Source organism: Mesorhizobium qingshengii (assembly GCF_900103325.1).
Taxonomy (GTDB): domain Bacteria; phylum Pseudomonadota; class Alphaproteobacteria; order Rhizobiales; family Rhizobiaceae; genus Mesorhizobium; species Mesorhizobium qingshengii.
Genome location: NZ_FMXM01000003.1, coordinates 262,922 through 287,057 on the forward strand (window position 1 = coordinate 262,922; position 24,136 = coordinate 287,057).

At 63.2% G+C, this 24,136-nt stretch carries 20 protein-coding genes; 14 read left to right on the forward strand and 6 right to left on the reverse strand.

Annotated features, from left to right (window positions below; genetic code table 11):
- Nucleotides 1-6 precede the first annotated feature (6 nt).
- Nucleotides 7-1,272 carry a transcription termination factor Rho gene (gene rho, locus BLS48_RS05015; RefSeq protein WP_082525387.1) on the forward strand — a complete coding sequence of 422 codons (1,266 nt, stop codon included), beginning with the start codon at nt 7-9 and terminating at the stop codon, nt 1,270-1,272.
- A 171-nt stretch (nt 1,273-1,443) separates the two neighbouring features.
- Here rho and BLS48_RS05020 read toward each other — a convergent pair whose 3' ends face one another.
- Nucleotides 1,444-3,462, reverse strand: coding sequence for a thioredoxin domain-containing protein (locus BLS48_RS05020; RefSeq protein ID WP_091575896.1), 2,019 nt, complete (start codon nt 3,460-3,462; stop codon nt 1,444-1,446).
- Nucleotides 3,463-3,519: 57 nt separating this feature from the next.
- On the opposite strand from BLS48_RS05020, the gene mnmE reads away from it, so the two are divergent.
- The 7 genes from mnmE to BLS48_RS05055 all read left to right on the forward strand — a co-directional run bounded on the left by mnmE (nt 3,520) and on the right by BLS48_RS05055 (nt 11,179).
- Complete coding sequence (gene mnmE, locus BLS48_RS05025) at nt 3,520-4,851, forward strand: tRNA uridine-5-carboxymethylaminomethyl(34) synthesis GTPase MnmE (RefSeq protein ID WP_091575897.1); 1,332 nt, start codon at nt 3,520-3,522, stop codon at nt 4,849-4,851.
- A gap of 195 nt (nt 4,852-5,046) precedes the next feature.
- Nucleotides 5,047-6,918 (forward strand): tRNA uridine-5-carboxymethylaminomethyl(34) synthesis enzyme MnmG, encoded by a 1,872-nt coding sequence (mnmG, locus tag BLS48_RS05030; protein WP_091575898.1) that lies wholly within the window; start codon nt 5,047-5,049, stop codon nt 6,916-6,918.
- Nucleotides 6,915-7,547, forward strand: coding sequence for a 16S rRNA (guanine(527)-N(7))-methyltransferase RsmG (rsmG, locus tag BLS48_RS05035; RefSeq protein WP_091575899.1), 633 nt, complete (start codon nt 6,915-6,917; stop codon nt 7,545-7,547). Before mnmG ends, rsmG begins: the two co-directional genes overlap by 4 nt.
- 42 nt (nt 7,548-7,589) lie before the next feature.
- Nucleotides 7,590-8,390, forward strand: coding sequence for a ParA family protein (locus BLS48_RS05040; RefSeq protein ID WP_091575900.1), 801 nt, complete (start codon nt 7,590-7,592; stop codon nt 8,388-8,390).
- 65 nt (nt 8,391-8,455) lie between these two features.
- Complete coding sequence (locus BLS48_RS05045) at nt 8,456-9,343, forward strand: ParB/RepB/Spo0J family partition protein (protein WP_091575901.1); 888 nt, start codon at nt 8,456-8,458, stop codon at nt 9,341-9,343.
- A 388-nt stretch (nt 9,344-9,731) separates the two neighbouring features.
- Complete coding sequence (locus BLS48_RS05050; RefSeq protein WP_091575902.1) at nt 9,732-10,358, forward strand: DUF1326 domain-containing protein; 627 nt, start codon at nt 9,732-9,734, stop codon at nt 10,356-10,358.
- A gap of 32 nt (nt 10,359-10,390) precedes the next feature.
- Nucleotides 10,391-11,179, forward strand: coding sequence for a DUF2182 domain-containing protein (locus BLS48_RS05055; protein ID WP_091575903.1), 789 nt, complete (start codon nt 10,391-10,393; stop codon nt 11,177-11,179).
- Nucleotides 11,180-11,224: 45 nt separating this feature from the next.
- Here the strand turns inward: BLS48_RS05055 and holA are convergent, their stop codons facing one another.
- Nucleotides 11,225-12,268 (reverse strand): DNA polymerase III subunit delta, encoded by a 1,044-nt coding sequence (gene holA / locus BLS48_RS05060; RefSeq protein WP_091575904.1) that lies wholly within the window; start codon nt 12,266-12,268, stop codon nt 11,225-11,227.
- 390 nt (nt 12,269-12,658) lie between these two features.
- Between holA and BLS48_RS05065 the strand changes: the two genes are divergently transcribed.
- The 4 genes from BLS48_RS05065 to lpdA all read left to right on the forward strand — a co-directional run bounded on the left by BLS48_RS05065 (nt 12,659) and on the right by lpdA (nt 17,886).
- Nucleotides 12,659-13,891, forward strand: coding sequence for a 3-methyl-2-oxobutanoate dehydrogenase (2-methylpropanoyl-transferring) subunit alpha (locus tag BLS48_RS05065; RefSeq protein WP_091576217.1), 1,233 nt, complete (start codon nt 12,659-12,661; stop codon nt 13,889-13,891).
- A gap of 3 nt (nt 13,892-13,894) precedes the next feature.
- Nucleotides 13,895-14,908, forward strand: coding sequence for an alpha-ketoacid dehydrogenase subunit beta (locus BLS48_RS05070; RefSeq protein ID WP_091575905.1), 1,014 nt, complete (start codon nt 13,895-13,897; stop codon nt 14,906-14,908).
- 1 nt (nt 14,909) lies between these two features.
- Nucleotides 14,910-16,238: a dihydrolipoamide acetyltransferase family protein gene (locus BLS48_RS05075; protein WP_091575906.1), complete on the forward strand. Its 1,329-nt coding sequence runs from the start codon at nt 14,910-14,912 to the stop codon at nt 16,236-16,238.
- Nucleotides 16,239-16,476: 238 nt separating this feature from the next.
- Nucleotides 16,477-17,886, forward strand: coding sequence for a dihydrolipoyl dehydrogenase (gene lpdA, locus BLS48_RS05085; protein WP_091575908.1), 1,410 nt, complete (start codon nt 16,477-16,479; stop codon nt 17,884-17,886).
- Between the two features lie 165 nt (nt 17,887-18,051).
- Here the strand turns inward: lpdA and BLS48_RS05090 are convergent, their stop codons facing one another.
- Complete coding sequence (locus BLS48_RS05090; RefSeq protein ID WP_091575909.1) at nt 18,052-19,155, reverse strand: saccharopine dehydrogenase family protein; 1,104 nt, start codon at nt 19,153-19,155, stop codon at nt 18,052-18,054.
- A 203-nt stretch (nt 19,156-19,358) separates the two neighbouring features.
- Here BLS48_RS05090 and BLS48_RS05095 point away from each other — a divergent pair, with 203 nt between their 5' ends.
- Nucleotides 19,359-19,787: an Lrp/AsnC family transcriptional regulator gene (locus tag BLS48_RS05095; RefSeq protein WP_091576218.1), complete on the forward strand. Its 429-nt coding sequence runs from the start codon at nt 19,359-19,361 to the stop codon at nt 19,785-19,787.
- Between the two features lie 429 nt (nt 19,788-20,216).
- Here BLS48_RS05095 and BLS48_RS05100 read toward each other — a convergent pair whose 3' ends face one another.
- From BLS48_RS05100 to BLS48_RS05110, 3 genes are all read right to left on the reverse strand, one after another.
- Nucleotides 20,217-21,587: a HAMP domain-containing sensor histidine kinase gene (locus tag BLS48_RS05100; RefSeq protein ID WP_091575910.1), complete on the reverse strand. Its 1,371-nt coding sequence runs from the start codon at nt 21,585-21,587 to the stop codon at nt 20,217-20,219.
- Nucleotides 21,584-22,267: a winged helix-turn-helix domain-containing protein gene (locus BLS48_RS05105; protein ID WP_091575911.1), complete on the reverse strand. Its 684-nt coding sequence runs from the start codon at nt 22,265-22,267 to the stop codon at nt 21,584-21,586. The genes BLS48_RS05100 and BLS48_RS05105 overlap by 4 nt, the downstream gene beginning before the upstream one ends.
- 133 nt (nt 22,268-22,400) lie before the next feature.
- Nucleotides 22,401-23,195: a COG4705 family protein gene (locus BLS48_RS05110; RefSeq protein WP_091575912.1), complete on the reverse strand. Its 795-nt coding sequence runs from the start codon at nt 23,193-23,195 to the stop codon at nt 22,401-22,403.
- Between the two features lie 296 nt (nt 23,196-23,491).
- On the opposite strand from BLS48_RS05110, the gene BLS48_RS05115 reads away from it, so the two are divergent.
- Nucleotides 23,492-24,127, forward strand: a complete 636-nt coding sequence (locus tag BLS48_RS05115) for a methyltransferase family protein (RefSeq protein ID WP_091575913.1) — start codon at nt 23,492-23,494, stop codon at nt 24,125-24,127.
- Nucleotides 24,128-24,136 lie beyond the last annotated feature (9 nt).

Genomic DNA, 24,136 nt, shown 5'->3' on the forward strand with positions numbered 1-24,136 from the left:
CCGTCTATGCAAGAAATGAAACTCGCCGAGTTCAAGAACAAGAAACCACCAGAGCTGATCGCTTATGCCGAATCGCTCGAGGTCGAAAACGCCAGCGTCATGCGCAAGCAGGAGCTGATGTTCGCGATCCTGAAGAAGCTGGCCGCCCAGGATGTCGAGATCATCGGTGACGGCGTGGTCGAAGTGCTTCAGGACGGTTTTGGCTTCCTGCGCTCGGCCAACGCCAACTACCTGCCGGGTCCCGACGACATCTATATTTCGCCGTCGCAGATCAGGCGCTTTTCGCTGAAGACCGGCGACACGGTCGAAGGGCCGATCCGTAGCCCGAAAGAGGGCGAGCGCTATTTCGCGCTGCTCAAGGTCAACACGATCAATTTCGACGATCCGGAAAAGATCCGCCACAAGATCCATTTCGACAATCTGACGCCGCTCTATCCAACGTCGCGGCTGAAGATGGAAATGGAGGTTCCGACCTCCAAGGACATCTCGGCCCGCGTCATCGACCTGGTGGCGCCGCTCGGCAAGGGCCAGCGCGCCTTGATCGTGGCGCAGCCGCGCACCGGCAAGACGGTGCTGCTGCAGAACATCGCCCACTCGATCACCACCAACCACCCCGAATGCTATCTGATCGTGCTTTTGATCGACGAGCGGCCGGAGGAAGTGACCGACATGCAGCGCTCCGTGAAGGGCGAGGTCGTCTCCTCGACCTTCGACGAACCGGCGGTGCGCCACGTGCAAGTCGCTGAAATGGTCATCGAGAAGGCCAAGCGCCTGGTCGAACATGGCCGCGACGTCGTCATCCTGCTCGATTCGATCACCCGCCTCGGCCGTGCCTACAACACCGTGGTGCCGTCATCCGGCAAGGTGCTGACCGGCGGTGTCGACGCCAACGCGCTGCAGCGGCCGAAGCGCTTCTTCGGTGCTGCCCGCAACATCGAGGAAGGCGGCTCGCTGACCATCATCGCCACGGCGCTGATCGATACCGGCAGCCGCATGGACGAAGTCATCTTCGAAGAGTTCAAGGGCACCGGCAATTCGGAAATCGTGCTCGACCGCAAGGTGGCCGACAAGCGCATCTACCCGGCCATGGACATATTGAAGTCCGGTACCCGCAAGGAGGACCTGCTGGTGCCGCGTCAGGACCTGCAGAAGATCTTCGTGCTGCGCCGTATCCTGGCGCCGATGGGAACAACCGATGCGATCGAGTTCCTGATCGACAAGCTCAAGCAGACCAAGACCAACGCCGACTTCTTCGATTCCATGAACACGTAACGGTTTGTCCGGGACGTTCCGGTCTATGCATTGAACCCCATTCCGGGAAACCGGGGTGGGGTTTTTCGTTGCCTGGGATCAGGTCGCATTCTCGATGCCAGGCGGACGGGGACTATTTCTTCAAACAGCGTTGCCTTCGGAATCGCCTGCGGAAGCCGAAGCAACCTGACGCTATTGGCGGCGCAGAAGGCGGTCGAGCTCTTCGGGATCCGTCACGACGGGCAGGCAGACCTGACCAGTGCATAGCCAGGCGCCGGCCTTGTCGGTCGGCGGCAGGATACCGCCGGGCAGCAAGGGTCGATTCGCTTCCGAACCGATCGATACAACGATGTCGATACGCCGGGGGTCCGGGCTTCGATTCGCAACCGGAACAAGTATCGACTGCGTCGGATCATCTATCAGCACAAGCTTCAGCGGCTCGATTACCAAAGCGCAGGCGTTGACGATGCCGGCTTGACCATAGCTCTGCTGCGCCGCGCGACCAGCCGCGTGCTCGGCGACTTTCCAGGCTCTTTCCTGCAGGTCAAGATTGCCGGTGATTGACGCCAGCCGGACCATTGCCTCGATGATCTGGCTGGTTGCCGAGGAGATAGCCTCGTCGACATCGCCCCGGATGCGGATCGGCACGTCGGTGCTGTCTGAAGCCGTCAGATAATAACCGGTCTTCTCGGCGTCGGCGTGCCATTGGTCGAGCTGCTCGATGAACTGGCCAGCCTGATCGACATAGCTCCAATCGCCGGTGGCTTCGAACAGCGAGATCGCCGCGTTGGTCATGGCAGCGTAGTCACTGGACAAAGCAGGGAACAATTTCCTGGCGCCGAGCATCGAATGCGGCAAGCGGTCGCCTCGCTTGGCGGCGCTGATATGGGCGAAGGCCTTTGCTGCCGCGTCGATCCAGTCGCGCCGCGCCAGCGACCGACCGGCCTCGGCAAGGGCCGCGATCATCAGGCCGTTCCAGTCGGTCAGGGTCTTGGCGTCGCGGCCTGGCCTGACCCGTTGTTCTCTCACCGCGAGAAGCTTGGCCTTGAGCGGCATGAGCCGTTCACCTTCGGCCACACTTTGTGTTTGCTGGGACCGGCTTTGATGGACAATCGGCTTGCCTTCCCAGCCATGCGGGCTGGAGAGGGTGAAGTATTTGAAAAACAAGACAGAATCGTCACCAAGGACAGCTTCGATCTCCTGGCTGTCCCAGGTGTAGAAAAGTCCCTCCTCGCCATCGCTATCGGCGTCGAGGCTGGCGGCAAAGGCGCCGCCGTCGACGCGCATTTCACGCAGCAGCCATTCAACCGTCTCTTCGATTCGTATCCGGAACAAATCATTGCCTCTTGCGGCATAGGCCCAGTTGCACAAACGGATGAGCTGGGCGTTGTCGTAGAGCATCTTCTCGAAATGCGGCACCAGCCACTCGGCGTCGGTCGAGTAGCGGCTGAGCCCGCCGCCAATGTGGTCGTAGATGCCGCCGCTCAGCATCTGTTCGAGGCTGATGAGGACGTCGTCGCGATGCGTGGCGTTGCCGTCCCGCAGCCAGGACAGCCAAAGTGTGAGCATGAATGGCGCGTTCGGGAATTTCGGCGCGCCGCGCAGGCCGCCGAGATCGCGATCGACCATGCCGTCGATCCCACTGGCCAGCTTTGCCAGCGTATCGCGATCAAGCTCCGTCGCTGCATGCGCGCCGGCGAGCCGCGCCCCAACATGCGTGGTCAGCCCGTCGGCGCTCTGGTTCAGACTGGCTCTCTTCTCGCGCCAGGCCTTGTCGACTGCTTCCATCACCTGGACAAAGCCCGGGCGGCCGTAGCGCGGGTCGCGCGGAAAGTAGGTTCCACCCCAGAACGGCTTGCCGTCCGGCGTCAGGAACATGGTCAGCGGCCAGCCGCCTTGCTCGCCCATCGAGGTGAGCGCCGCCATGTAGATCTGGTCGATGTCGGGGCGCTCTTCGCGATCCACCTTGATATTGACGAACAGGCGGTTCATGACGGCGGCGACGTCGTCATTCTCGAAGCTCTCGTGCGCCATGACGTGGCACCAATGGCAGGCGGCATAGCCGACGGAGAGCAGGATCGGCCTGTCCAGGGCCTTTGCCTCCTCGAGCGAAGCCGGCGACCAGGCCCGCCAGTGCACGGGGTTGCCGCTGTGCTGCTGCAAATAGGGGCTGGCCTCGTCGGCAAGCAGGTTTTGTGCGGGCAATGTCACATCGGCAACTCGGTTCGCAATGGGGCGGAAGCTAGGGCGGTTCGATAGAGCGGGCAAATGATTTCAAGGGATTCGATCGTTGCGCTGTCGAGCGGCCGGCTACCCGCCGGCGTTGCCGTCATTCGCATTTCCGGCCCGCAGACTCGATTCGTAGTCGAAACGATCTGTGGCGGCATGGTTAAGGACCGCGCGGCGGTTCTGCGCAGACTGCGGGCGCCCGACGGAACCGTGCTCGACAGTGGCCTGGTTGTCTTCTTCCCTGGCCCCGCGAGTTTCACCGGCGAGGATGTGGCGGAGTTCCATGTCCATGGCGGGCGGGCCGTGGTGGCCAGGATGCTGGAGACGATCGCCGGTTTTGACGGCGTCAGGCACGCGGAACCCGGCGAATTCACGCGTCGCGCCTTCCTCAACGGCAAGGTTGACCTGGTTGAAACGGAAGCGCTGGCGGATCTCGTCAACGCCGAAACCGAGGCGCAGCGGCGCTTCGCGATCCAGAATGCCGAGGGCGCCCAGAGCGAGCTCTATCTCGGCTGGCGGCGGCGGCTGATCCATGCCCGCGCGATGATCGAGGCTGAGATCGATTTTGCCGACGAGGACGATGTTCCGGGTTCCGTTTCGGATACGGTCTGGTCTGACGTCCGGATGATGATCGCCGAGATTGACCGCCACATCGCCGGATTTCGAGCTGCCGAAATCATCCGCGACGGGTTCGAGGTGGTTATTCTGGGAGCGCCCAATGCCGGCAAGTCGAGTCTGTTCAACACTTTGGCGCGGCGGGATGCAGCTATAGTAACGGATGAGCCAGGCACGACGCGGGATTTGCTCGAGGTGACGCTGGATCTCCAGGGCCTGCGCGTCCGGCTGACGGACACGGCCGGGCTGCGCGATGCGCCGGGCAGGATCGAGGCGATTGGTATCGAGAAGGCGAGAGCCAAGGCGGATCGTGCCGATCTTTTGCTGTTGCTCCAAGACTTGGCGGATCCCAGGGATGTCGGTCCCATGCCGGCCGCTATACCGGCCTTGCGGGTTGGCACCAAGCTCGACCTGTTGGAGGGGCAGGCGGCCGCGGATGCGGCTGGAAACTATGATCTTGTCATTTCAGTCTTAGGGGGGATTGGCGTCGAGGCACTGCTCGCGGAGATCGGCCAACGCGCCGCCGGCGCGGCGGGCAGCGCCGGCGATATTCTGCCGTCGCGCCTGCGCCATATTGAATTGCTCGGCGAAACGAACCGCCATCTGCTTCGCGCGACCAGCGACCAGGCCGTCGGGCAAGAACTGCGCGCCGAGGAGTTGCGGCTCGCCGCCGACCGTCTTGGCCGGATCGTTGGCGCCGTCGATGTCGAGGACCTCCTCGACGTCATCTTCTCGCAGTTCTGTATCGGGAAATGACTCACGTGAAACATCCGCTCGCCCGAAGACGCGTTTGGATGACTCACGTGAAACATTGGGGCGGATCGCGACTCACGTGAAACATAGAGACGAGCCACGACGCTGTTTCACGTGAAACGATGCGCCGAGTTTTCTTGACAGCACGGTCTCGCGAGGACATGTGTCGATCGAATCTTTGAGTCCGGGATATTTGGAATGACCGATCACTATGATGTGGTTGTGGTGGGCGGCGGCCACGCGGGTTGCGAGGCGGCCAGTGCCGCCGCGCGCGCTGGCGCGAGGACCGCGCTGGTGACGCTGCGCTTCGACACGATCGGTGTGATGTCCTGCAATCCGGCGATCGGTGGGCTCGGCAAGGGCCATCTGGTTCGCGAGATCGACGCCATGGACGGCCTGATGGGCCGGGTGGCGGATGCCGCCGGCATCCAGTTCCGCTTGCTGAACCGCCGCAAGGGGCCTGCGGTGCGCGGCCCCCGCACGCAGGCCGACAGGAAGCTCTATCGCCTTGCCATGCAAGCAGCGATTCGGCAGCAGAACGATCTCGACGTTGTTGAAGGCGAGGTTCTCGATTTTGAAATCGACGAGGGCCGAATCGCTGCTGTTCTGCTTGCCGGTGGCCGCAGGTTGGCCTGCGGTGCGGTGGTCCTGACCACCGGAACCTTCCTGCGCGGGCTCATTCATATTGGCGAGAAGAAGATTGTCGCCGGCCGCATGAATGAGCAAGCCAGCGTTGGCCTGTCGGCAACGATGACACGGGTCGGTTTCAAGCTCGGTCGGTTGAAGACCGGCACACCGCCCCGGCTCGACGGGCGCACCATCGATTGGGCATCGCTGGAGAGCCAGGCGGCGGATGAGGATCCGGTGCCGTTCTCGCTGATGACTGATCGTATCGAGACGCCGCAGATCGATTGCGGCATCACCCGCACCACTGCGGCCACGCATGACCTGATCCGCGCCAATCTTAACCGGTCGGCCATGTATTCCGGCTCGATCGAGGGCGTGGGACCGCGCTATTGCCCGTCGATCGAGGACAAGATCGTCAAATTCGGCGACAGGGACGGGCACCAGATCTTCCTGGAGCCGGAAGGGCTGGATGACGACACCGTCTACCCCAACGGCATCTCGACCTCGCTGCCCGAGGATGTGCAGCTCGGTATCCTGAAAACCATTCCCGGACTTGAACGCGCTGTCATGCTGCAGCCCGGCTATGCCATCGAGTATGATCATGTCGATCCGCGCGAACTGCATCAGACGCTCGAGACGAAGCGCGTTGGTGGCCTCTTTCTTGCCGGACAGATCAACGGCACGACTGGCTACGAGGAAGCGGCTGGGCAGGGCTTGCTTGCCGGCCTCAATGCGGCGCGGCGTGCGTCAGGCGGCGAGCAGGTCGTGCTCAGCCGCACCGAGGCCTATATCGGCGTGATGGTCGACGACCTGACCAGCCGTGGCATCAGCGAGCCCTACCGGATGTTCACCTCGCGGGCCGAGTTCCGGCTGTCGCTGCGCGCCGACAATGCGGACGAGCGGCTGACGCCTCTCGCCGCGAAGCTGGGAATTGCGTCGGCGCAACGAATGCAGCGCTACGGCGACATGATGCAGCGGCTCGACGCAGCGCGGGAGCTGTCCCTGGCGCTGGCCATGACCCCCAATGAGGCGGCACGTCACGGGTTGGAAATCAACCGCGACGGCGTTCGCCGCTCGGGCTACGAATTGCTGGCCTATCCCAATGTCGACGTCGCCTGGCTGGCCAGCGTGGACCCGAAATTCGCGGCGATCGACCCCAAGACGGCGGAGCGCCTCGAAACGGAAGCGAAATATTCGGTCTATCTCGATCGACAGAAGACGGACGTCGCACAGATCCGGCATGAAGAGAGCCGGTTGATTCCCGAGACCGTCGACTTTGCCGGTGTGCCGGGGCTGTCTAACGAGCTGAAGCAGAAGATGCAGGCGCGGCGGCCGCGCTCCATCGCCGATGCCCAGCGCATGGAGGGCATGACGCCAGCGGCGCTGGCGATCATTGTCGCGCATGTCCGACATCAGGAGAATGCACAGAGGGACGTTGCGTGAGCTCTTTCTCCTGGAAGAGCCTGCAGGACGTGGCAGGCCCGGTTTCACGTGAAACATTCGATCGCCTGGTGGCGTTCGAGCAGATGTTCCAGAAGTGGAACCGCAGCATCAATCTCGTCGCGCAGTCGACATCCGGAGATGTCTGGCAGCGCCACATCCTGGACAGTGCGCAGCTCGGGCGCATAGAGCCTTCCGCCACGCGCTGGGTCGATCTGGGTTCGGGCGGCGGATTTCCGGGCCTTGTCATGGCCTTCCTGCTGGCCGAACGTGACGACGCCAGCATCGATCTGGTTGAAAGCAACCGCAAGAAGGCATCCTTCCTGCAGGCCGTCGTCGGCCAGTTCAACCTGCCGGCGCGGGTCGTGGCGCGTCGCATCGATGATAGCCATGAGCTTGTTTCGACACCACAAATCGTCACAGCGCGGGCGTTGGCCCCACTTTCGACCTTGCTGGACCTGTCGGCGCCATGGCTGACATCAGGCGCGCGCGGGCTGTTCCACAAAGGCCGGGATTACCGCGCCGAAGTGCAAGAAAGCGTTCACCGATGGTCCTTCGATCTGGTAGAACATCCAAGCGTGACCGACGCTGGCGGCGTCATCCTTGAGCTGTCCAACTTGCGGCCTGTCTGATTTTTGCTTGGCGACCTCGATATGAATTTCTGGCATAGACCCATGATGAAAAATGGCCCCCGAATCATCACCGTAGCCAACCAGAAAGGTGGCGTCGGCAAGACGACCACCGCCATCAATCTGGCCACGGCGCTGGCGGCAATCGGCGAAAAGGTGCTGATCGTCGATCTCGATCCGCAAGGCAATGCCAGCACCGGCCTCGGCATCGACCGCAAGGATCGGACGGTCTCGTCCTATGACGTGCTGACGGGTGAGCTGGAGCTGGAAGCGGCAGCCATCCCGACCGCCGTGCCGGGTCTGTCGATCGTGCCATCGACGCTCGACCTGCTCGGCATCGAAATGGAGATCGCGTCGGCGCCGGACCGGGTCCTGCGGTTGCGCAACGCCTTGCGTGCCGCTTCGGCGCGTTCGGCCGGCTTCGGCTATGTGCTGATCGACTGCCCGCCGTCGCTCAACCTTCTGACGCTTAATTCGATGGCCGCGGCCGATTCTGTGCTGGTGCCGCTGCAATGCGAGTTCTTCGCGCTCGAAGGCCTCTCCCAGTTGCTGGAAACCGTCGAGCAGGTTCGCCGTTCGATCAATCCGGATCTCACCATCCAGGGCATCGTGCTGACCATGTATGACGGCCGCAACAATCTCGCCAACCAGGTGGTGCAGGATGTCCGCGCCCATATGGGCGACAAGGTCTACGAGACCATCATTCCGCGCAATGTGCGGGTGTCCGAGGCGCCGTCCTACGGCAAGCCGGCGATCCTGTACGACCTCAAATGCTCGGGCAGCCAGGCCTATCTGCAACTGGCATCGGAAGTGATCCGTCGCGAGCGTAAATTGCGCGCAGCTTGATTAGGCTGGATGCATAGACCAAAAAGCCGATTCGATACCGAAACGATCCGGGACCTGGAATAAAGATGAGCGAAGACCCTTCGAGAAAAAGACTGGGCCGCGGGCTGGCAGCGCTGATCGGCGAGATCGATCGCCCGATGGCACCGGAAAAGCCTGGTATGAGCGCCGACGGCAAGGTGCCGATCGAGTTCCTGAGCCCCAATCCGAAAAATCCGCGCCGGCATTTCGGCGACGCCGAACTGACCGATCTGGCGCAGTCGATCCGCGAACACGGCATCGTGCAGCCGGTGGTGGCGCGGCCATCGCCGACCCAGGCCGGCCGCTATGAGATCATTGCCGGCGAGCGGCGCTGGCGGGCGGCGCAGCGCGCCGGGCTGAGCGAGATCCCGGTCATCATCCGCGAGGTTAACGACCGCACGGCGCTCGAGCTGGCGATCATCGAGAACGTCCAGCGCACCGACCTCAACGCGGTCGAGGAAGCGCTCGGCTACCAGCAGCTGATCGACGAGCACGGCTACACCCAGGCCGATCTCGGCCAGGTGATCGGCAAGAGCCGCAGCCATGTCGCCAACACGCTGCGGCTGCTGAAGCTGCCGGACGTGATCCGCGACATGCTGGTCGACGGTGCGCTGTCGGCGGGCCATGCCCGCACACTGGTGACGGCGGAGGATCCGGCCGGACTTGCCAAGCGCATCGTCGAAGAAGGACTTTCGGTGCGCCAGGCCGAGGCGCTGGCACAGATGCCGGCCGGCCCGACGCCCGCCAAGGCCAAGTCCGCGCCGAGCGCGCCGGACAAGGATGCCGATACACTGGCGCTGGAAAAGCTGATGACCGACACGCTCGGCATGATCGTGACGATCGAGCACAAGGATCGCGGCGGCGTGCTGCGGGTGAGCTACCGGACGCTGGACCAGCTCGACGAGCTCTGCCGGCGGCTGAAGGACGAGCAGTAGGCAATGTATTTAGCCGGCAAATTATCTCTGGACTTGAGATCAAGTATGACCGATTGAAGCTGTTTGGCATTCGCATGAGAACACGATAGAGGGCTGGCTTGCTGCCGGCCCTTCTGCTTTTCCGGCGCTGGCGACAGGCGAAAACGGTCGAGCTTCCAATCTCCCCAAAAGCACCCAAAGGGCGGGATCGCTCATCACCGCCGCTTTCGACTGTCGCCAGGCCCTGGCGCTCGCGACTTGACAGTACCGGGCAACGGCGTAACCTAAATTAGATATGGCTTAAATTCTCTGCCCAGCGTGCCGATCAGTCGCGGCGAGGGCTATTTGCCAATGGCACCGCCTCGCCAAAGCGATATGCCGACGCGCCTGACGCAAGTGGGAGGTGCAAATGGCAGTCCGTTGGCAATTGTCCGGAAGTTACTTCGAAAATTGTAGCTGCGATGTCGTATGTCCTTGCCTGCTGTCCACCAACGCGCAGTTGACATCGAAACCGACGAAAGGCGTTTGCGACGTCGGATTGGTCTTTCATGTCGATAATGGCAATTACGGCGACGTTCGATTGGATGGGCTCAGTGTCGTGATGGTTGCTCACACGCCGGGTCCGATGGCGAACGGCAATTGGACGGCCGCAGCCTATATCGACGAACGGGCCGATGACGGGCAAACAGAGGCGCTAGGTGCCATCTTCACTGGCGCCGCGGGAGGCCCCATGGCGGTGTTGGCACCGATGATTGGCACGAATCTCGGTGCCAGGAAGGTACCGATAAGCTACCGGATAGACGGCAAGAAACGTTCGGCGGAGATTGCGGGCGTCATGCAGATGGCGGTCGAGCCGCTGCCGACAATGCGCGAGGACGGGCAGATGTGGGCGGCCACCGGCCATCCTGTCAATCCCGACTGGCTCGCCCTGGCAATGGGGGCGGAAGGAAGTACATTCAGCGACCATGGCATGAGCTGGGACAATTCCCGCCGAAACGGACATTACGCGCCGATCAATTGGTCCGGCCAGCACTAGCCGTTGGCCGTACAGTGGGAACGTAGTCGTCCATGGCGCCGACGTTGCAGCGAAACATCATTCTCGCGCTGCTGATCGCTATCGCCGCGGCGGCGTGGACCCTGCTTATCTGGCAGCAGATGGGCATGGACGCGGACATGCGCATGGAAATGTACTCACTCACCATGGGCATGAAGGCGCCGATGTTTCTTGCCGTCTGGTTGATCATGATGATTGCCATGATGTTTCCGACGGCCGCGCCCATGATCCTGACGTTTCACCAGGTCCAGGCCGGCAAACAGGGCCGGGGCGAGACCTTTGTCTCGAGCTGGGTGTTCGTAGCCGGCTACATGCTGGTTTGGGGCGTGACGGGCGTTGTCGCCTTTGCCGGTGCGGCGGGTGCGGAGACGCTTGCCGGGCATGTGGGATTGTCCATGGCGACGGCCGCGCGCATTGGCGGCGCACTGCTGATGATTGGGGGCGCCTATCAACTCTCCCCACTGAAAGATCTGTGTCTGGCCAAATGCCGCACGCCGATTGGCTTCATCCTGACCTCATGGCGCGATGGTTACTGGGGCGCGGTTCGCATGGGCCTGGAGCATGGACTTTTTTGCCTGGGCTGCTGCTGGCTTTTGTTTCTCGCCCTCTTTCCACTCGGGATCATGAACGTCGCCGCAATGGCCGTGGTCACCTTGCTAATCTTTGCGGAAAAGACCCTCCCGTCAGGAGAGGGGATCGCAAAGGCCTCGGGTGTCGCTCTGCTCCTCTATGGCGCGGCGGTGCTGGTCTTTCCACGGGCGCTGCCAACCTTCCAGCCGGTGGGCGCCATGATCATGAATTGACCAATGGAGGCAGCGCCCGGCGCCGAAAAGGGAAGGATCGCTCTCCTACCGCTGCGCCAGCCGGCTGCTTTCCACCGCAATACCGAGCAGCGCCTGCCTTGCCAGTGCCACCGAAAGGTCCGGCCGTCGCCGCGTCTGCAGCACGGCGGTCTGCAAACGAGTCAGGGCGCGGCCGAGCGCTTCGCTGCTCCAGCGCTCCAGCGCTTTCTCCACCAGCTTACGCCGCGAGAAGAACACCGGCGGACGGGCGGCGGCGACGACGGATGCCGCGTTGCGGCCACCCGAATCCATTTGGCCGCGCATGGCCTGGACTTGCTGCAGCTGCCGCATCGCGGATGAAAGGACCAGGAAGGGCGGGCCACCGGACTGGCAATGGCGGGTGAAGGCGGCGTCGAAGTCGCCGACCTTGCCTTCGAGAAGCGCGTCGACCGCGTCGTCGAAGGACGCGCCGGACACGTCACCCGACATGGCCTTGACCTCTTCCAGCCCGATATCCTTCTGGCCATGGGCATAGAGGATGAGCTTCTCGATTTCGCCGCGCGAGGCCAGCCGGTCGCCGCCCAGATTGCGGCGCAGCGCCTGTCGCGCCTCCATGGTCATCGACATGCCGGCCTTGCGCAGTTCATCGTCGATGACCGCGTCGATATCCCTGGCTTCATCGGCATAGCAAGGCAGGGCCATGGCGTTGTCCGCCGCTTCGACGACAGCGCGCAGCCCGACGCCCTTCTTGAGATCGCCGGCCTCGATCACGATGATGGCGTCGCGCGGCGGTTCGGCGGTGAGCGCCTTGACGTCGTCGGCCAGCGCCTTCTGGCCGCTGGCGTTACGCACCCACAGCAGGCGCCGCTCCGAAAACATCGGCACGGTGCGCGCCTCGTCGAGCAGGCGGCCCTCGTCGCGGTCAACCTCCGAGCCTTCCAGCCGGACCACCGAGAACGGATCGTCGAGCGGCAGGCCGGTTTTTTCGGCAAAGGCCTTTGCGCGCTCGGCGACCAGCCCGCGGTCGGGGCCGTAGAGCAGGACGATCGAGATGCGTGTGTCAGGCTTCGCGAGCCACGAATCGACCTCGAAAGCTTTCTTCTGTGCCATGGCTGCTGGTTAGCATGACGCGGGGTTGGAGTGAACGGCTTCCATCCTGCGTTCCTCTTCCCCGATCGACGGGAGAGGAAAGGCGCGAATTCGCCAACCTTGGCGCCCTTCCTCTCCTTCCGGAGGTGTGAAAGTGAGGGCGAGGAACCCAGGCCTTGCAACCAATCACCTTATCTGACCGGAAACCTTGCTCAACCTTGCGCCTAATTGCGCGCCTCCCGCCAACATCGACAAGAAATTTCGCGGACATATCTTCATCTTGTGCACGGGAGGCTGCATCGGCCGGTGCGGCCGGGACCGAAGCCCGAAGGCTTGCCCGACGAATTCGCACTGGTCTGGCCGCGCGGATATGCAAATATCCGCCCCAGGCAACATTGGAGGACAAAGGTCATGACCGATGCTGGAATGTTGCGTTTTCACGTTCCGGAACCGGAGGTGCGGCCGGGCGGAACGCCTGACTTTTCCAATGTGACCGTCCCGAAGGCCGGCTCGGTGCCGCGCCCGGAGATCGATGTCGATCCGCGCACGATCCGCGACCTCGCCTTCTCGATCATCCGGGTGCTGAACCGCAACGGCGAAGCCGTCGGCCCGTGGGCGGGGTTGCTTTCCGATGACGAGTTGTTGGCTGGCCTTCGCCACATGATGACGCTCAGAACCTTCGACGCCCGCATGCAGATGGCGCAGCGCCAGGGCAAGACGTCGTTCTACATGCAGCATCTGGGCGAAGAGGCGGTGAGCTGCGCCTTCCGCAAGGCGCTTAGCCCGGGCGACATGAACTTCCCCACCTACCGCCAAGCCGGCCTGCTCATCGCCGACGACTATCCGATGGTCACGATGATGAACCAGATCTATTCGAACGAGGCCGACCCGCTGAAGGGCAGGCAATTGCCGGTCATGTACTCGTCGAAGGAGCACGGCTTCTTCTCGATCTCCGGCAATCTGGCGACGCAGTACATCCAGGCGGTCGGCTGGGCGATGGCTTCGGCGATCTCGAACGATTCGCGCATCGCCGCCGGCTGGATCGGCGACGGCTCGACCGCCGAGTCCGACTTCCATTCGGCGCTGGTGTTTGCCTCCACCTACAAGGCGCCCGTGGTGCTCAATGTCGTCAACAACCAGTGGGCGATCTCGACCTTCCAGGGCATCGCGCGCGGCGGCTCCGGCACCTTCGCCGCGCGAGGGCTCGGCTTCGGCATCCCGTCGCTGCGCGTCGACGGCAACGATTATCTTGCCGTCCATGCGGTGGCCAAATGGGCGGTGACCAGGGCGCGCAGCAATCTCGGGCCGACGCTGGTCGAATATGTCACCTATCGCGCCGGCGCGCATTCGAGTTCGGATGATCCTTCGGCCTACCGGCCGAAAACCGAATCCGACGCATGGCCGCTCGGCGATCCGATCGTGCGGCTGAAGAACCATCTCATCCGGCTCGGCGTCTGGTCGGACGAGCGCCACGCGCAGGCCGAGGCGGAAATCCTCGACACGGTGATCGCGGCGCAGAAGGAAGCCGAAAGCCACGGCACGCTGCATGCCGGCGGCAAGCCGTCGACGCGCGACATGTTCGAGGGCCTCTATGCCGAGATGCCGCCGCATCTGCGGCGCCAGCGCCAGCAGGCGGGAGTCTGAGCCATGCCAAGACGGACCATGATCGAGGCAATCCGCGACGCCATGGATGTGTCGATGGGACGTGACGACAAAGTCGTCGTGTACGGCGAGGATGTCGGCTTCTTCGGCGGCGTCTTCCGCTGCACGCAGGGACTGCAGGCCAAATACGGCAAGAGCCGTTGCTTCGATGCGCCGATCAACGAATCCGGCATTGTCGGCTCGGCCATCGGCATGGCCGCCTACGGGCTGAAGCCCTGCGTGGAAATACAGTTTGCCGACTACATGTATCCGGCCTACGACCAGCTGACCCAGGAAGCGGCCCGGCTGCGCTACCGCTCGAACGGCGATTTCACCTGTCCGATCGTGGTGCGGATGCCGACCGGCGGTGGCATCTTCGGCGGCCAGACGCACAGCCAGAGTCCGGAAGCGCTGTTCACCCATGTGTCGGGGTTGAAGACCGTGGTGCCGTCCAACCCACATGATGCCAAGGGGTTGCTCATCGCCGCGATCGAGGATCCGGACCCGGTGATCTTCCTCGAGCCCAAGCGGCTCTACAACGGCCCCTTCGACGGCCATCACGACCGGCCGGTGACGCCATGGTCGAAGCATGAGCTCGGCGAGGTCGCCGACGGCCACTACACGATACCGCTCGGCAAGGCCGCGATCCGCAGGACGGGCTCTGCCATCACCGTGCTCGCCTATGGCACCATGGTCTATGTCGCGCAGGCCGCCGTCGAGGAGACCGGTATCGATGCCGAGATCATCGATCTGAGAACCCTGCTGCCCCTCGATCTCGATACCATCGTGGCGTCGGTCAAGAAGACCGGGCGCTGCGTCATCGTGCACGAGGCGACGCTGACCTCCGGCTTCGGCGCCGAGCTGTCGGCGCTGGTGCAAGAGAACTGTTTCTACCATCTGGAGGCGCCGGTGGCGCGGGTCGCCGGCTGGGACACACCTTATCCGCATGCGCAGGAGTGGGACTATTTCCCCGGTCCCGCCCGGGTTGGCCGCGCTCTGCTTGAAACCATGGAGGCCTGAGATGGGCGAGCACGTCATCAAGCTGCCCGATGTCGGCGAAGGCGTCGCCGAAGCGGAGCTCGTCGAGTGGCATGTCAAGGTCGGCGATATCGTGCGCGAGGACACCGTGCTCGCCGCCGTCATGACCGACAAGGCAACAGTCGAAATTCCATCGCCCGTCGATGGCCAAATCCTGTGGCTGGGCGCCGAGATCGGCGACACGGTGTCGATCGGCTCGCCCATCGTGCGGTTGAAGGTGGCGGGCGAGGGCAATGCGAAGCCGCAGAGCGGCGGCGAGGTGGAAGCGGTGGCCGCCGAAGCTACGGCGAGACTCCCGACGCCGAAGCCCGAAGCCGTTGCGCCAACCGCGAGGACTGCGCCAAAAACCAGCGCAACGGACGTGAAGCCGGCTGCGGCCGTTGTGAAAAACGCGCAGCAGCCTTCCGTCTCCGGCGCGCCGCGTCTGGAGGGTGAGAAACCGCTGGCGTCGCCGGCTGTGCGCCTGCGCGCAAAAGAGGCTGGCATCGATCTCAGGCAGGTTGCAGGGACCGGCCCAGCCGGCCGCATAAGCCACGAGGACATCGAGGCCTATCTGGCCCGCGGTCCGCAAGTCGCCAAGGCCCCCGGCCTTGCCCGCAACGACACGGTAGAGGACATCAAGGTGGTCGGGCTCCGGCGCAAGATCGCCGAGAGGATGACGCTGTCCAAATCGCGCATCCCGCACATCACCTATGTCGAGGAGATCGACGTTACCGCGCTGGAAGACCTGCGCGCCGCGCTCAACAAGGAAAAGCGCGCGGACAAGGGGGCGGAAAGACCGAAGCTGACGTTGCTGCCGTTCCTGATGCGGGCGATGGTCAAGGCAATCGCTGACCAGCCCAATCTCAATTCGCTGTTCGACGACGAGGCCGGCATCATCCACCAGCATGGCGGCATCCATATCGGCATTGCCGCGCAGACGCCGTCGGGGCTGGTGGTGCCGGTGGTCAAGCATGCCGAGGCGCGCGACATCTGGGACTGCGGCGCCGAGGTTATCAGGCTTGCCGAGGCGGCCAAGTCCGGCACGGCGACCCGCGACGAGCTGTCCGGCTCGACCATCACCATCACTTCGCTTGGTGCCATGGGCGGCGTGGCGACGACACCGGTAATCAATCATCCGGAAGTGGCGATCATCGGTGTCAACAAGATGATGGTACGGCCGGTGTGGGACGGCACGCAGTTCATCCCACGCAAGATGATGAACCTGTCCTCCAGCTTCGACCATCGCGTCATCGACGGCTGGAACGCTGCCGTCTTCATCCAGCGCATCAAGACGCTGCTGGAAACGCCAGCGCTGATTTTCGTGGATTGAGGGTGATGGAGTTGATCAAGAGGAAGTTGCCGGCGCTGGTGTGTGGGCTCCCCCTTCTCCCCTTGTGGGAGAAGGTGTCGCCGGAGGCGACGGATGAGGGGTGTTCCAGGGAATGCCAACGCCTCACTTCGGTGGAACACCCCTCATCCGTCTCGGCGCTATCGCCCCGATCCACCTTCCCCCACAAGGGGGAAAGGAAAAGGCGCGTCGCGGCCTTCGCCGAAGGGGAGCAGTCGTCATGAAAGAAATCTCCTGCAAGCTGCTCGTCATCGGCGCCGGTCCCGGCGGCTATGTCTGCGCCATCCGTGCCGGCCAGCTCGGCATCGACACGGTGATCGTCGAGGCCGGCAAGCCTGGCGGCACCTGCCTCAATGTCGGCTGCATTCCGTCCAAGGCCCTGATCCACGCGGCGGAAGAGTTCGAGAAGGTATCGCACATGGCCGGCGGCAACAGCCCGCTCGGCATCTCGGTCTCGGCACCCGTGCTCGACCTTGCCAGAACCGTGGCCTGGAAGGATGGCATCGTCAGCCGGCTCAACAGCGGCGTGGCGGGCCTGCTCAAGAAGGCCAGGGTGAAGACCGTTCAGGGCTGGGCGACGTTCCGCGATGGCAAGACCGTCGAGGTCGAGACCGAGATCGGCATGCAAGTGATCCGCGCCGAGACGATCGTGATCGCCACCGGTTCGGCGCCGGTCGAACTGCCGTCCCTGCCGTTTGGCGGACCGGTGATTTCATCCACCGAGACCCTGGCGCTTAGCGAGGTGCCGAAAAGGCTCGCCGTCGTCGGCGGTGGCTATATCGGCCTCGAACTCGGCATGGCCTTCGCAAAAATGGGTGCCAAGGTGACCGTGGTCGAGGCCTTGCCGCGGGTGCTGGCGCAGTACGACGCCGAGCTTACCCGGCCTGTGGTCAAGCGCCTGGCCGAACTCGGCATCGAGGTGATGCTAGGTGCCAAGGCCAAGGGCCTGTCGACCCAGGGACAAGCGGGCAAAGGCGACGCGCTGCTGGTCGAGACATCGGACGGCAAGAGCGCCAAGGTGGCCGCCGACAAGATCCTGGTGACGGTCGGCCGCAAACCGGTGACCGAAGGCTGGGGGCTCGACCAGATCGACCTCGACAGGGCCGGCAAATTCATCCGCATCGACGACCAGTGCCGCACTTCGATGCGCGGCGTCTTCGCTATCGGCGATGTCACTGGCGAGCCGATGCTGGCGCACCGGGCGATGGCGCAAGGTGAGATGGTCGCCGAGATCGTGGCCGGCCACAAGCGCAGCTGGGACAAACGCTGCATTCCAGCCGTGTGCTTCACCGATCCCGAGCTGGTGACGGCTGGTCTGTCGCCGGAAGAGGCCAAGAGCCAGGGTGAGATCAAGATCGGGATGTTCCCCTTTACCGCCAACGGCCGGGCGATGACGAGGCTGGGCGAGGACGGTTTCGTCCGCGTTGTCGCCCGCGCGGACAACCATCTGGTACTCGGCATCCAGGCGGTCGGACAGGGCGTGTCGGAGCTATCGACGGCGTTCGGCCTGGCGCTTGAGATGGGGGCGAGGCTGGAGGATATCGCCGGAACGATCCACGCGCATCCAACGCAAGGCGAAGGGTTCCAGGAAGCGGCGCTGAAGGCGCTCGGGCACGCGCTGCATATTTAGAGCTCCCCCCTTCTCCCTCTGTGGGAGAAGGTGTCGCCGAAGGCGACGGATGAGGGGTGCTCCAACTTGGCACCGACCGCTCTCCGTCCAACACCCCTCATCCGTCTCGGCGCTGCGCGCCGATCCACCTTCCCCCACATGGGGGGGAAGGGAAGGCCACGCTGCTCAGCTCGCGAGCCGGCTCTCCATCTCGTGCTGCGCGTAGGCGCGGCCGAAGCGGTTGGCGAGGAAGGCGTCGAGCGCGATGTCTTCTTGTCTGACGAACCCGGTCGCGGGCAAGGTCCCATCGGCGAGCATGTCGAGCACGGCGCAGATGCCGGACGCGGTGGTGATCTGGATGGCGCTGCGCACCGTCTGGCCGATGCGCCTGGAGTAGATCTTGTTGGCGTAGGTCTCCTGCAGCAGGCGGCCGTTCTTGCGGCCCGAGACAGTGACGAAGACGATGACCACGTCCTGCAGCGTCGCCGGCAGGGCGCTCTCGAAGATGTCTTTCAGCACCTCGCGGCGGTGGCGCAGCCCAAGATCGTTGAGCAGCGCCTTCATGATCGCGGCGTGGCCGGGATAGCGGATCGTGCGGTAGTTCAGTGTTCGCACCTTGCCCTTCAACGTCTCCGCCAAGGTGCCCAGCCCGCCGGACGTGTTGAACGCCTCGTAGGTGACGCCGTCGAGCGAGAATTCCTCGCGCTCCTCCAGCGGCGGCACCTCGACCAGCTCGCCCTCGACGATCGCCTCGCAAGGCTCGCAATATTCGTTGATGACGCCGTCGGTGCTCCAGGTCAAATTGTAGTTCAACGCGTTGGAGGGATATTGCGGCAGGGCGCCAACCCGCATGCGCACGCTCTCCAGCGTGTCGAAGCGGCTGGCCAGATCATTGGCGACGATCGAGATGAAGCCCGGCGCAAGGCCGCATTGCGGGATGAAGGCGCTCCTGGCCGAGCGGGCCAGTTCCTTGACCCGCCGCGTGCTGACGACATCCTCGGTGAGATCGAGATAGTGCACGCCGGCGCTGGCCGCCGCTTCGGCGATGCGCGTCGTCAGATGGAACGGGGCGGCGCTGAGCACCGCGAACTTGTCGGCCAATGCCGCTTCGAGCGTGCCGGATGCCTCAATGTCGAGTTCCAGCGTGGCGACCGCAGCAGGCAGTTCCGCCGCGGCGAGTTGCGTCGCGGAGCGGTCGACCAGGGTGACTTGATAATCACCCGTACCGGCAAGCATCCCGGCAATGGTCGAGCCGATCTTGCCGGCGCCGACAACAACAATTTTCTTCATGACCGATCCCTCGCGCGAAACTGATTTTGCTGTTTTTGTTTATGCAGGTCGTTGTCCCAAAACCGCTGCACACCCCCGGGTCGGGCCCGTGGGTGTACTTTTGGGCGACATGCACAAGGATCGCAGCTTGCCCGTCGAAAGGAAGCGTGGAATTGTTCGAAACGAAACTCTGATTGTGCGATCTGCCGACAGGAATCGTCGAAATGCTGAGCGATGCCGAACAAGCCCTGCTTTCCCTGCTGCGCGAGAATGCGCGCGCCTCGACCGCCGAACTCGCGCGGAAGCTTGGCGTGTCACGGACAACGGTGCAAAGCCGGATCGAGCGGCTGGAGCAGCGCGGCATCATCACCGGCTATGGCGTCAGGCTGGGGCCGGACTACGAGCAGGGTCTGGTGCGGGCGCATGTGCTGCTCACCGTGACGCCCAAGCTCGCCGACAAGGTGGTGCGCGGCCTGCGCGCGCTGGCGCCGGTCAGGACGCTGCATTCCGTCAGCGGCAATTTCGATATGATTGTCATCGTCGATGCGCCGTCGATCCGGGATCTCGATCTGCTGCTCGACCAGATCGGCGCCATGGAAGGGGTCGAGCGGACCCTGTCGTCGATCATCCTGTCGACGCGCATCGACCGCTGATCAATCCGGTGGTGATTGCGGGGACGGCACCGTCGCGGCACTTTCCCCGTCGACACGTGCGGACCTGATCGACGCGAACGTTCAGCGCTTTTCGCTTACCGATTTGTAAGAACCCGGCAAATCTCCTGTATGTTTGACAGCGTATATCGACGCCTGATCTGCGGTAGAATATATTCGGCAAAAGTCGAAAACCCGTAGATAGAAATTACAATGACGTTCTGGGTTCGGGTCTCGCACATGTTGTACAGAAGTGACTCCAGCGGAACCAGCAAAGAGATATGGATAACCACCTCCCTGGTGCTTTTTATCATCATTCTTCTGCTGATTGTTATGTCCGGAAATGGATCCTCTCCGCATGAGCACTGGCAGACGCTGTGGATGTGGTAGTCGCGATGCGGCCCGGGTTCTCGCCAGCTGGGGCGGGTACGTCTATGCGGCCGATGGTTTGGCTCTCGGGAAACTCACGGTTACCGCCAGCCCGGGTCGGCAGTCTTCGAGGACGACTGTCGCCCCATGCAGGTCGACGATGGCTCGCACCAGGCTGAGGCCAAGGCCACTGCCGGGCGTCGACCGGCTATTGTCCAGCCGATACAGCCGCTGAAACACCTTGTCGCGCTCGTCGGCCGGAATACCGGGCCCGTTGTCACTGACCTTCGCAAGAATATGGTCGGCCTGCGGGGTCACCGACAATTCGATGGCGGTCCCTGCGGGGCAGTGCCGCAAGGCATTTTCCACGAGATTGGCGAACAGCTGCGTCAGCAGCTCGCGGTCTCCATGGATCTGGCTTCCATGGAGCACCGTCGCCGACAAGGACTTTCCATCGTCCTCGGCGACGTCGGCGTAGATTTCGGCGATGGTTTCCACCACCTCGCCGAGATCGACATCGGTAAACCGCGCCTTGCGCGCGCCAGCCTCGATCTGGGCGATCCGCAACAGCGCGTCGAAGGTCGCGTTGATCTGCAGGCTCTCCGCATGCGCCTCCGCCAGTTCGTCGGAGACCTCCTGGCCCGACAGGTTCCTTTCCGACGCGGTGTCGAGGATCATCTGCAGGCGGTTGAGTGGTGTCTTCAGGTCGTGCGCGATGTTGGCGCTGACCAGCCTCATGCCTTCGACCAGCCCCGACAGGCGGTCGAGCGCCGCATTGACCTGGGTGGACACGACGTCGATATCGTCGGCATTGCCGGTCAGCGGGATGCGGGCATCCAGCCGACCATGCGAGACGTCCACCATCGTGGCGGCAATGCCGTCGAGACGGCGCTGGACGCGCGTGGCAAGCAGGGCGCCGCCGGCAACCGCCAGCCCGGTGATGATCAGCGTTCCCCAGCCGAAGCTCATCAGCACCACCGTCTCCAGCTCCTCCGTTTCCGAAAGGCTGAAAGCGACCGTCAAACTGTTTCCGCCGATTGAGCCGGAATAGGCGCGGTACTCGGTGCCGGGAGGCACGCCGGGCAGGACGGCGTCGAACATCGAGAATCCGTCGGGAAGGCCCGCCGCTGTGAAATTGCCGGCCACGTGGTTTCCGGCAGGGTTGGTGAGCGAAAAGAGCTGCTCCTTCTTCGGGCTGAGCTGCGAATGGCTCTCGACCGTTGCGATCAGGTCCTCGGGATCGGTCTCATAGGTCGCCGCCACGACCGAGTAGGTTTCCTTGATGGCTTCATCGAGCCGTTCGGCAAGATCGGCGCTCATCATCTGGTAGACGATTGCGCCCGACAGCACGAAGGCCAGCACGAACAGGAAGGCGAATGTCAGGGCAAGCCGGAAGGGCGTGCTGCGCAGCAGACGGGCTCTTGTACCCGTCATGGCGCAAGCGGTGCGTGCAGACTGTAACCGGTGTTGCGGACCGTGTGGATGAGCTGGGCTTCGAACGGCTTGTCGATCTTTGTCCGCAGCCGGCTGATATGGGTCTCGACCACGCTGGTCTTGGGATCGAAGTGAAAATCCCAGACGCGCTCCAGCAGCATGGTGCGGGTGACGACGCGTCCTTCGCCGCGCATCAGCACTTCCAGCAGGCTGAATTCCCTCGGTTGCAGGTCGATCGGATGGCCCTGCCGGGTGACGCGCCGCATGATCAGATCCATCTCGAGATCGGCAACCCGCAAAACGGTCTTCTGCTCCTGCGCGGCCGGCCGGCGGCCAAGCGCGTTGATGCGGGCAAGCAGCTCTGAAAAGGCGAAGGGCTTGACCAGATAGTCGTCGCCACCCGCCTCGAGACCCTCGACGCGGTCGTCGATGCCGCCGACGGAGGTGAGAAAGATCGCCGGGGTCCGCACGCCTGCCGCGCGGATCGCCTTGACCATCGACAGGCCGTCGAGACCGGGGATCATTCGATCGGCCACGATCACGTCATAGCCGCCGCTGGCCGCCGCGAAAAGCGCGTCGTGTCCGTTGCGCAGCAAGTCGCAGACATGACCGGCCTCGGTCAATCCCTTGACGATGTAGTCGGCCGTCTTGAGGTCGTCCTCGACAAGAAGAAGTCGCATGGCTGTTCCGGGTGGTTGCCGAGATCGGGGATAGGCTAGCACCGGCATGGATCCGTTCCTAGGATATCACGAGCCTGAAACCCGCGGCGGCTCGCAGCGGGTTCATGGTCCGGTTTTCTGGCGAAGTTTTGTCCTAATCCGACTCCAGCAGGATTTCCTCGGCCTCGTCGACCGCCTCCCGCAGCGTCATGGAGAGGACAAGGGCAATGATGCAGCCAAGGAAGATCAGGCTGGTGAAGATGGTGCCGAAACCGAGGCCGCCATATTCGACCGGCTGCGACATCAGGTCGCCGAGGGAGGCGCCAAGCGGCCGCGTCAGGATATAGGCGAGCCAGAAGGCCAGGATGCCGTCCAGATCGAGCAAGTAGTAGGCAAGCGCGATGAGCGCGACGATGCCGCCGAACAGCAGGCCGGTGGCCAGATAGCCCAACTCGAAGGTCTCGATGACGAGATCACCGGCGGCTGTGCCGAGCGAGAAGGTGAAGAGGATCGCCAGCCAGTAGAAGATCTCGCGCCTGGTGGTGAAGATGGTGTGGATCGATAGCGTTCGCTCGCTGGCGTACCAGACCGCGAATGTCGCGGCGAGCACGACCGAGAAAGCAATCGCCGTCGTCTGCAGGTGGGCGCCGAAATCGTCGACGAGGTTGTCCGTGATCAGCGTTCCGACGACGCTGATCAGCACCACTGTCAGCCAGTAGGTCCAGGGCACGTAGCGTTTCCGTGCGAACTGCAGCACAAGGGCGACGGCCAGGACGGCGGTCATGATCAGCGAGGTGACGGTCAGTCCAAGCCCGAGGTTGACGGCAAGAAGGTCGATCGCCGTTTCGCCCATGGTCACCGCCATCAGCTTGATCAGCCAGAAATCGAGGGTGACGTCCGGAACCCTGTTGTGGCTCGGTTCGGCGGGGTGCGTGTTGGGCGAGAGCATGGCGGGCGTCCTGGGACTGATGGTTCGCGGAATTGTCTGCCCATGACCGTCCATCGAGCGAAAAGCCGTCGCCGCGCCGCTCGAACCCGGCCAGCGGAAACGAGCCGGCATCCTAGGCAAGGAAAATCACACTCGCCTGTCCGGCAGCTTACAATTTCGTAAGAATGGCTGCAGGCCGCGCAAAAGGCCTTTACGAACGCCTCGCCGTGCGCCGATAGAAGGCCATTGCCTTGCATCCGCCATCAATGTCGTGCCCCAGTGCACACTGGGTTTGTCAGGACCCCAAGGAAAACGCGATGACCTACGCTTCCCTCAAGCCGGTTTCAGAAGCCTTCGTCCAGCGCAAGCGGCTGATCTTCGTGCGAGCCGCGGCGGTGCTCGCGGTGCTGCTTCTGTTGGTTGCCAAACCAGCCCTGATCGAGGGTTCGAACGGACATGAAACGCTCGAACTCTTCGGCTTTTGCCTGGTGCTCGTCTGCGTTGCGGGGCGGCTTTGGAGCATCCTTTATGTCGGCGCCAAGAAGAACCAGGAACTGGTGTCGGCGGGACCGTTCTCGATAATGCAGAACCCGCTCTATTTCTTCTCGACGGTCGGGGCAGTCGGTGTCGGGTTGATCTACGGCTCCCTGCTGGCCGCCGTGGCGCTCGGCCTTGCCAGCTTTTTCATCTTCCGGGTCACGGCGCGCAAGGAAGCCGAATTCCTGCTGGGCAAGTTCGGCCCCGCCTACGTTGCCTACGCCCGCAGCACGCCTCGGTTCTGGCCGAACCCGTTGCTATACCATGACCTCGACGAGCTGCAGTTCTCAACGCGGGCCCTGAAGCGCACGTTCTACGACGGGCTCTATTTCCTTGCCATTTTCCCGGCCATTGAACTGGTCGAGCATTTCAGGGCGACCGGCCTGCTGTTCCAGCCCTTTGTCACGCTCTATTGATCATCGGCT